Annotated in this window: 4 protein-coding genes and 1 pseudogene; 2 read left to right on the top strand and 3 right to left on the bottom strand. The window is 45.5% G+C overall.

Annotation, left to right across the window (positions count from 1 at the left end):
• Positions 1-673: acetylglutamate kinase (argB, locus tag PLA23_RS12490; RefSeq protein ID WP_324475392.1), on the top strand; the 673-nt coding region annotated here is incomplete at its 5' end.
• Between the two features lie 136 nt (positions 674-809).
• On the opposite strand, the gene PLA23_RS12485 is transcribed toward argB, so the two are convergent.
• Positions 810-1,088, bottom strand: coding sequence for a chorismate mutase (locus PLA23_RS12485; protein WP_324475391.1), 279 nt, complete (start codon positions 1,086-1,088; stop codon positions 810-812).
• Positions 1,089-1,358: 270 nt separating this feature from the next.
• On the opposite strand from PLA23_RS12485, the gene PLA23_RS12480 reads away from it, so the two are divergent.
• A complete protein-coding gene (locus tag PLA23_RS12480) occupies positions 1,359-1,760 on the top strand; it encodes a hypothetical protein (protein ID WP_324328895.1) in 402 nt (133 codons plus the stop codon).
• 475 nt (positions 1,761-2,235) lie between these two features.
• Here the strand turns inward: PLA23_RS12480 and PLA23_RS12475 are convergent, their stop codons facing one another.
• Complete coding sequence (locus tag PLA23_RS12475; protein WP_324328898.1) at positions 2,236-2,361, bottom strand: SpoIIE family protein phosphatase; 126 nt, start codon at positions 2,359-2,361, stop codon at positions 2,236-2,238.
• A 20-nt stretch (positions 2,362-2,381) separates the two neighbouring features.
• Positions 2,382-2,501, bottom strand: a pseudogene (locus PLA23_RS13875) (SpoIIE family protein phosphatase); the annotation flags it as partial.
• Positions 2,502-2,557: the final 56 nt, after the last annotated feature.

Here is a 2,557-nt window from a genome sequence, read left to right as displayed (position 1 = left end):
GGGTAAACAGCCCCGGTTTGTCTCCGGACTTCGTATCACTGATGATGATACCCTGGAAGTAGCACAGATGGTCCTTGTCGGCAAGATTAATTCAAAGATTGTGTCCCTTGTCTCCCGTGCCGGCGGCCGGGCAGTCGGTATCTCCGGCAATGATGCGAACCTCATTATCGCTAGAAAAATGGACCGGCAGAAGGTCAGGGTTGATAACCGGGAGGAAGAGATCGACCTGGGGCATGTGGGAGAGATAGAGGAGATTCGTCCTGCTCTCCTTCATACCCTCCTTGATAACCAGTTTATTCCGGTCATCTCACCGCTTGCCATTGATCGGAACGGAAATGATCTGAACATTAACGCAGATACGGCGGCAGGAGAGATCGCGATTGCTCTTGGTGCACACAAACTGATCAGCATGACTGATGTGGACGGGATCATGAACCGTGAGCGGACTGAGGTCTACCGGCGAATGACGCCACAGGATGCAGAGGACCTGATCGCATCCGGTGTCGTGTCAGAAGGGATGATTCCGAAAGTTCTGGCAGTCCTTCGTGCTCTTCATGGTGGTGTTCCCTATGCCCATATCATCAATGGCAACCTTGCTCATAACCTGATTATGGAGCTCTTCACCGCTGAAGGGGTCGGGACCATGATCACCGATCGAAATGAGGAGGTGTGATCGAAACGACGAAAGGAATCATTGCAGGCATTCTGATGATAAAGGATGCAGGGTATCCGGGAAAGGGTCCCTCACTGTAATCAAATATTTTATGCTCTTCTCTGTGGCCATCATCCAGATGGTGTTATTCTAAAAATTATTCATTTTTTTCCCGCCACTGCTCCTGGAACTCTTCGCTCATCCTGACCAGTATCTGAAATATCTCCCTGATGGGGATCGGGTCAAGGCCAAGATTATGGGATTCTGTTGTGGCCCGATCAAGGACGGCATTGGCCTGATAAGGGATCCGGACCGGCAGTCCCTGTCGTTCTTTTTCCCTGGCTATTTCCTGTACAATCTTCATCCGTTCTGCTATAAGGGCGATAATTGCACGATCTTTTTCTTCGATAGATGACCGGAGTGTATCAAGTGACATGTTCGTACACCATTGGTTTTGATACCTATAGTGCGTTGCTGAACGTCTTGGAATAATCAAAATAAAGAAGATTATTCCAAGGCTTACACTCAAAATGCACTTCATAGTGTAAGCGAATTTATCTGAATTATTTCAGAAAGATTCGCATTATACTATAATAGGAGAACCAGATGCCAGCCGAAGAAGATCGGGTTTGAATATTATGTATGGCAAGTCTCCCACTCTGGAGACTCTCACCCTTTATTGTATCAAAATGATACATATCTGAAGATGAACTTTACATTAAAAACAATTCTGTATGGTGTTCTTGTCTGGCTGGTTCCATTTCTCATCGCAATTCCGTTCTATTCACCAGAAGGAACACTTCTGATTGATGAGCATTTTTTTAAGACGGCCATGATCCTTGCCGGGGGAGGCATTGGTGCAATACTTCTTATCCGACTGTTTTCAGGGATATCTGATCAGTACATCAGAAAGGGCTGGGTGATCGGGGTAATATGGCTTCTTATCAACTGGATTCTTGATCTTGGGATCCTTCTTCCCCTGAATGGTATGAATATCCCTACCTACTTCGGGCAGATAGGGCTTCGGTACCTCATGATCCCGGTCATGAGCATAATGGCAGGATATATTGCAGAGAATACAGCAAATAAAGATCATATGTGGCCATAAATCATAAAGGAAAGCAAAAAATGGGACACTTCTGTCAGGAAAATATCCAACAGGAGCCCGGCAGTACATTCCTGGGGTATTCCAGGGCTATAACTCCTATGAATTGAGCCAGAAACACCCCTTATTTAAATAGGGTATTGCAAGTTCACTGAATTTCGCCAAATATCTCTTTATTTTACAAAAGAGAGTTAAATCAAAGACACATAGCGGGCCGTTATTCATATGTATGTATTAGGGAACCCACACATAGGATAAGAGGGAGATCATACAATAGCGGCCTTCTATTTGAACATTATTTCCTGCACCATGAAGGCCCCTTTTTCTTAAAAAATGTGATTCTAGACCGAAAATAAAGAAAAGGTAGGCGAAACCGCATTTCCTATTACCCTGCCGGTTATCGTTTCACTCCAATAAGAGTCAGATCATCAGACTGTGGTGCGGTTGCGGCAAATGTTCGAACCGCATCAACGATTGCCTACACCAGTTCTTCTGTAGGAGAGAGATGATGCTCCATAATCACTTCATAAAGCCATTCTTCAGTGAATAACCTCCCATCAGGATCCATCGCCTCGGTAACCCCGTCTGAATAGATGACAAGCACATCACCGAGAGTGTGACTTCTTCCTGGACATAATCAGGATCATCCAGAAGCCCTATCACCGGACCGGTGGGATCCTGAATTTTCAGTTTCGTATCTGTCCCGAACAGAACAGGGGGATTATGTCCTGCATTGACATGCCGAAGTGTACTGGATCCTTAAAACCGTTCGGTTCGGGTAGGACTTACATCATTTTTGA

The sequence above is a fragment of the Methanospirillum sp. genome, from assembly GCF_035406105.1.
Lineage (GTDB): Archaea > Halobacteriota > Methanomicrobia > Methanomicrobiales > Methanospirillaceae > Methanospirillum.
Note: the sequence above shows the minus strand (reverse complement) of the source record. Positions and strands in the feature narration are given on the sequence as shown.

Coding starts and splice junctions, on each gene's coding strand:
- PLA23_RS12485 (WP_324475391.1), bottom strand. CDS start 1,088: ATGTCACTTGATACACTCCGGTCATCTATCGAAGAAAAAGATCGTGCA.
- PLA23_RS12480 (WP_324328895.1), top strand. CDS start 1,359: ATGAACTTTACATTAAAAACAATTCTGTATGGTGTTCTTGTCTGGCTG.